Origin of the sequence: Roseburia sp. AF20-18LB (genome assembly GCF_003461185.1) — a bacterium.
GTDB classification, from domain to species: Bacteria; Bacillota; Clostridia; order Lachnospirales; family Lachnospiraceae; genus Roseburia_C; species Roseburia_C amylophila.
Genome location: NZ_QTWP01000007.1, coordinates 149,156 through 155,155, shown reverse-complemented (window position 1 = coordinate 155,155; position 6,000 = coordinate 149,156). Strand labels below are relative to the sequence as shown.

Sequence of the window (6,000 nt, the reverse complement as noted above, 5' to 3'; positions counted from 1 at the left end):
TAACATAGAAGAGAGTACGTGTAATGCGGAGTAAATAATGGGCAACCCATTTCGTACAGTTGAATAATGAAAGGGGATGTGCTACTATTGTATAGAGATGTTGATCACGGCAGCTTATTTAACGGATAAACTAGGGGGAGCTTTATATGGCCACACAAAAGCAACAAGGTATTAAAAAGCAACTGACGAAAGGATTTGTGAAAGTAGCAATAATCGGTGCGATTGCGGCAGTTATTGGAATCGTAGTACTACTGATTGCAGCGATACAGTATGAAAAGGTATTGAGCCGATACGGATTTACACAGGGAGATATCGGTAAAGCGGTCGCGGCATTTTCGGAGAGCCGGAGCGCATTACGTGCAGTAGTAGGCTATGATGACAAAGCAGTGATAGACAAGCAGATCGAACTGCATGACCAGAAAAAGGAAGCGTTTGAGACTTACATAGATGAATTGAACCGCTCAATCAAATTCACCGAAGGCAGGGATGCCTATAATAAAGTATTGCAGGAACTGGACGGGTACTGGGAATTGGATGCACAGGTATTGGAACTGGCTACTTCCGATGACGAGGACGGATATCTGAAGGCGCAGGATCTGGATATCGGAGAGCTGACCGCACAGTACGAACGGATATACGCGGAGTTTGTAGACTTGATGAATCTGTGCGTCGAAAAAGGAGATCAGGCGGAGGTAGATCTGCGTCATATGGAGCGTTTTATGCTGATCGCGATTCTGGTTATCGTAGTGACCTCTTTCTGGAGTTCTGTGGTATTAGGCAAGAAAATGGCAGGAAATATCGAAGAACCGATGATAGCGCTGGCAGATCGACTTCAGACTTTTGCACAGGGAGATCTGAATAGTGCATTCCCGGACAGAAACACGGAAGATGAGATATCCTATATGATACAGGTCGCAAAAGGCATGGCTGCTGACCTGAATCTGATCATTACGGATGCAGGAGAATTGTTGGGACAGATGGCGGAGGGTAATTATGCCATCGGTACTAAGATCGAAGAGAAATATGTAGGACAGTTTGTGGCACTGAAAGATGCCATGCGTAAGATGAACCGACAGATGAACAGTACCTTACAGCAGGTAGAAGAGGCCGCTAAGCAGGTATCTGCCGGATCGGAGAATCTTGCACAATCTGCCCAGGCGTTGGCAGAAGGAGCAACAGAGCAGGCAGGATCTGTGGAAGAACTGACGGCAACCATTACGAATATCACAGATGCCGTGTCACGTACAGCCGGCGAACTGCAGAGGACGACGGAAAAGGCTGAGAATTATGCACAGCAGGCGGATGCAGGGCATACGCAGATGAGGTCATTGATGGAGGAAATGGACCGAATCAATGAAACATCTAAAAAGATACAGAATATTATTGCTGACATTGAAGATATTGCGAGTCAGACGAACCTGTTGTCTCTGAATGCGGCAATTGAGGCGGCCAGAGCAGGAGAAGCCGGACGGGGATTTGCAGTGGTGGCAGAACAGATCCGTAAACTGGCCGAACAGAGTGCACAGTCGGCAGTAGATACCAGAAGCCTGATCGAGGGATCACTGCAGGAGATCGAGAATGGCAACCAGGCAGTGGAGGTAGCGGCGGAATCTCTGGAGCAGATCGTTACGGGAGTCAAGGAGATTGCGATAGATGCAAAACGATTGAGTGAAGAGTCTGCTGCGCAGGCACAGGCGATGCAACAGGCAGAACTTGGTGTGAATCAGATATCGGAAGTAGTGCAGTCGAACTCTGCGGGAGCAGAGGAATCGTCTGCTACCAGTGAGGAATTATCCGCACAGGCATATACATTAAACGATCTGGTAGGAAAGTTTACACTACGTCGGGATTAATTGCTAATTAAAAAATGAAATAAATACCGGTCTTAATAATTCGTAAATAGTGGAGAATTAAGATCGGTATTTTTTATAACATAAAACTTTCATTATAACTGAAATTTTCATTTCCGCATTATCTATTAGAATTGTAATGGTAGATATAGGAGGTTATATAAAAAATGTAATGAAGAAGAATCTGATAAATAAGTTTGCACCATTTCATGCATATGAAGGAACAGAAGATATTGATTTTGCTAAAGAATTGCATATAGTATCTGATAATATATTCATAAAATATAAAGGTAATGCATTTACTAATTCTGGACTTGATATATTGCTGAAAAAACACAATATTGAATATGTTGAAGTTGTGGGTGTAGATGGTGGGGCTTGCGTTGCACTGACAGCATTAGGTGCTATAAAAAATGGATATAAAGTAATCGTGAATGAAGCTGCAATCGGAACAATGTATAAGAAAAACAAAAATAAGTACTTTAAAAAGTTACATGAAGCAGGTGCAGAATTTGTATAGAACAATTTTTGTTGACAGAATTGAAAAATCGGAATTTGGAAAGGGGTGCACTGCCATGCTGAGAAAGTTGAATTGTTTTTTAAACATCGTTATTGGTTCATCCATAGGAGTTTTCATTGGGACCGGAATTTATAAGTTCTGGCACTTTAAAACTTATCCAAATTTATATGTCATACAGTCTGCACCGTGCTACACAGCGCTACTGTTGCATGGTGCTATGATGGCTGTTGTGGTGGTCGTATGTATTATCCTAAAGCTGATTATTTGGAAAAAGTTAAAGCCCTAACTTCTTGTTTGAAAAAATGAGAAAACGTAATATTGAACAAAAAAGAAATGCACAGTTCTTAACTTATCGTGAACTGTGCATTTTGTAAATAAATACTTTTAATTAGCCAATTACGGCATCCTCTGCTGTAAAATGTTCCAGAGAATTTTCTTTTACCTGAATACAGATATAAGTAATTCTGGAAATATCGGATGCAAAAAACTGGCGCTTTGCAGCAGGTGCGATTTTTAGCCAGTCTCCGGTTGAAAGGATGATTTCTTCTCCATCAATTATGGCTTTGCTGTTACCTGCAAGAATTGCCAGACGTAGGTCAATTCATCCTAGCTATGGATACCTGGTTTGAAAAACTGATGGAGAAATAATCTAGGAAAATAGTTTAAAGTTTACATGTTATGATCATGTATGAAGTTGGAACAAAATAAAAGAATTGTGCTATACTATTGTTCAAGAAAAAAACTCATTGACATATTTCAATCTATTTAGGAGGATAAACGATCATGTGTACAGCAGCAACTTATAAAACAAAAGATTTTTACTTTGGACGAACCCTTGATTATGAATGCTCTTATGGTGATCAGATAGTAATTATGCGTTTAATTTTCTCCATGTTGGCGATATGAAAAATCATTATGCAATTATTGGAATGGCTCATGTCAGCGAGCAATTCTTCCTCACGCTTTGTGCGTGTTGCTTTTACAAAGATACATGCAATTTCAGGTGAATCAGAGAAAGAGAGTGTTAGCCAATTCTTCCACATTCTCGGATCTGTGGATCAGCAAAGAGGATGTTGCGAAGTAGCGGATGGAAAATATGAAATCACATTGTATACGTCGTGTTGTAATGTTACAAAAGGTATTTATTATTATAATACTTATGAAAACCATCAGATCAGTGCAGTAGATATGCATGTAGAAAATCTGGATAGTGATAAAATGATTTGTTATCCAGTAATTCAAGGAGAAAGAATCAACTATCAAAATAAATAATGTTTTGAAATCAGGGATGAGGTAGAAAGGAAAGTTCCATGACAAAAGATGAAGTAAAAAAACTTAGGATGGCCAGTCCGGAATCACTACAGTTTTTAAATAATGCTACAAAATTTTATAATTTAATGATGATGTATCGTTGTGCTATTCGGGAGATACAAACTAAACTTGAGGTTTTGGATGATGAATTTTCAGTTGAGAACAATCGAAATCCTATTTCTTTTATAAAAACAAGAATTAAGAAGCCCAATAGTATTTACGATAAACTGCAGAAGATGGGATATGAATTTACAACAGAAAATATACAGACATATCTCAATGATGTAGCAGGTGTTCGAATAGTTTGTGCGTTTATTGACGATATTTATATGATATCAGATTTGATTACCCAACAGGATGATATTAAAGTTATTGAAATAAAAGATTATATAAAAAATCCAAAATCGAATGGTTATCGAAGCTATCATATGATTGTTGAAATACCAGTATTTTTTGCTAAGGGTAAAACACCTATGCGTGTAGAATTACAGATTCGAACCAATGGTATGGATTTCTGGGCAACATTGGAACATCAACTTCGCTATAAAAAAGGAATTGAAGAAATGCCTGGCTATGATGAGATAAGTGAAGAATTACTTCATTCTGCAAGAGCTATCATTGAAGCAGATAATGAAATGCAGAGAATAAAAGACAAAATTGGTATGTTCCACGAAATTTAGGGAGAAAACTGAGCAAGTAGGAAGGAGAAATATATATGAAACAAGATACTTTAGAGGGCAAAGCAAAAACAAAAAATGGGGTAAAACGGCTGTGTTTTTCCATAATCTGCATTCTTCTGGAAGTGATTTTTATTATTACTATCGTAACACGCTTGAATGAATATGCAGAAATCATAAATTTATTTACAAGGATTTTGAGTGGGATCTTGGTTTTGGGATTGTACGCATCAAATAAGACATCCTCTATGAAAATGCCTTGGGTCATCTTAATTCTAATTTTCCCAGTTATGGGTGTAGGCCTGTATTTGTTGATTGGTTTGAATGGTGGCACACATAAAATGCGTGAGCGATATGCAGAAATTGATAGCAAATTGTTACCAATGCTTCCGGACAGTCAGGAGTGTTTGAGCAGAATAAAAGAAACAATTCCGAAAGCAGGAAATATAGCAAGTTACATACAAAGAAATTCGCAGTATCCAATCTATCAGAATACGGATATTGTGTATTTTGATGAAGCAGTGAAAGGATTAGAGGCACAGCTTAAGGATTTGGAGAAAGCACAGAAGTTTATCTTTATGGAATATCATGCGATAGAAGACGCTGAAGCATGGCATAAGATTCAAGATGTTCTGGAAGAGCGAGTAAAAGCAGGTGTGGAAGTTAGAGTATTCTACGATGATATGGGTTCTATAGGCTTTATTAACACAGATTTTGTGAAAAAGATGGAGGCAATAGGAATTCATTGCCGTGTATTCAATCCGTTTATGCCAGGTTTAAATCTGTTTTTGAACAATCGTGATCATAGAAAAATAACAGTTATTGATGGAAAAGTCGGATTTACAGGTGGATATAATCTAGCAAACGAATATTTTAATTACACACACCCGTATGGACAGTGGAAAGATACAGGTATTCGTTTAGAAGGAGATGCTGTTCAGTCGCTTACGGTGACATTTTTGGAAATGTGGAATGCAGTAAGTGATAAGGATGCTAATGATTCTGATTTTAGTAAATACCTTTTCCAATATGATTATGCGGCACAGCAAACTGGGTTTGTTCAACCTTATGCAGACAGCCCTATGGATAATGAGCAAGTAGGAGAAGAAGTTTATATCAGTATGATAAATAAAGCTGAAAAATATTGTTGGTTTATGACTCCATATCTAATCATAACAGATGAAATGACGCATGCGTTATGTCTGGCTGCTAAGCGAGGGGTAGACGTAAGAATTATCACACCTGGTATCCCTGATAAAAAATTCATTTATAATATAACTCGTTCTTTTTATCATGGATTAGTTAAACATGGTGTTCGTGTTTATGAGTGGACTCCTGGTTTCTGTCATGCAAAAATGAGTGTGGCAGATGACTGTATGGCAACTTGTGGAACAATTAATCTGGATTATCGAAGTTTATATCACCATTTTGAAAACGGCTGTTTTATGGTAGATTGTCAGGCAGTTGTGGAAATAAAAAATGATCTGATAAGAACGATGGGAGAATGTCGTGATGTGACAGACCAATATCAAACCGGACGAAGTGCATATTTGCGACTGGGACAATTATTTATGAGATTATTTGCTGGATTGCTATAAGAATCTGATGAAACGACCTTTCAAAAAACAGTTGATTTAGAAGT

Annotated in this window: 4 protein-coding genes and 2 pseudogenes; 5 read left to right on the top strand and 1 reads right to left on the bottom strand. The window is 38.2% G+C overall.

The features are described from left to right. Positions 1–146 precede the first annotated feature (146 nt). Positions 147–1,853 (top strand): methyl-accepting chemotaxis protein, encoded by a 1,707-nt coding sequence (locus DWX65_RS12405; RefSeq protein WP_118173529.1) that lies wholly within the window; start codon positions 147–149, stop codon positions 1,851–1,853. Between the two features lie 169 nt (positions 1,854–2,022). Beyond that, complete coding sequence (locus DWX65_RS12400; protein ID WP_242997872.1) at positions 2,023–2,370, top strand: cysteine hydrolase family protein; 348 nt, start codon at positions 2,023–2,025, stop codon at positions 2,368–2,370. 388 nt (positions 2,371–2,758) lie between these two features. Here DWX65_RS12400 and DWX65_RS15705 read toward each other — a convergent pair. Continuing rightward, positions 2,759–2,953 (bottom strand): annotated as a pseudogene (locus DWX65_RS15705) (cupin domain-containing protein); the annotation flags it as partial. A gap of 365 nt (positions 2,954–3,318) precedes the next feature. On the opposite strand from DWX65_RS15705, the pseudogene DWX65_RS12385 reads away from it, so the two are divergent. From DWX65_RS12385 to cls, 3 genes and pseudogenes are all read left to right on the top strand, one after another. Beyond that, a pseudogene (locus DWX65_RS12385) lies at positions 3,319–3,642 on the top strand (linear amide C-N hydrolase); the annotation flags it as partial. Positions 3,643–3,680: 38 nt separating this feature from the next. Next, positions 3,681–4,361 (top strand): GTP pyrophosphokinase, encoded by a 681-nt coding sequence (locus DWX65_RS12380; RefSeq protein ID WP_117699024.1) that lies wholly within the window; start codon positions 3,681–3,683, stop codon positions 4,359–4,361. A 35-nt stretch (positions 4,362–4,396) separates the two neighbouring features. Further along, a complete protein-coding gene (cls, locus tag DWX65_RS12375) occupies positions 4,397–5,956 on the top strand; it encodes a cardiolipin synthase (RefSeq protein ID WP_118173527.1) in 1,560 nt (519 codons plus the stop codon). Positions 5,957–6,000: the final 44 nt, after the last annotated feature.

What these genes read in the sequence shown, in the direction of transcription:
- DWX65_RS12405 (WP_118173529.1), top strand. Translation starts at nt 147, where the DNA reads ATGGCCACACAAAAGCAACAAGGTATTAAAAAGCAACTGACGAAAGGA.
- DWX65_RS12400 (WP_242997872.1), top strand. Translation starts at nt 2,023, where the DNA reads ATGAAGAAGAATCTGATAAATAAGTTTGCACCATTTCATGCATATGAA.
- DWX65_RS12380 (WP_117699024.1), top strand. Translation starts at nt 3,681, where the DNA reads ATGACAAAAGATGAAGTAAAAAAACTTAGGATGGCCAGTCCGGAATCA.
- cls (WP_118173527.1), top strand. Translation starts at nt 4,397, where the DNA reads ATGAAACAAGATACTTTAGAGGGCAAAGCAAAAACAAAAAATGGGGTA.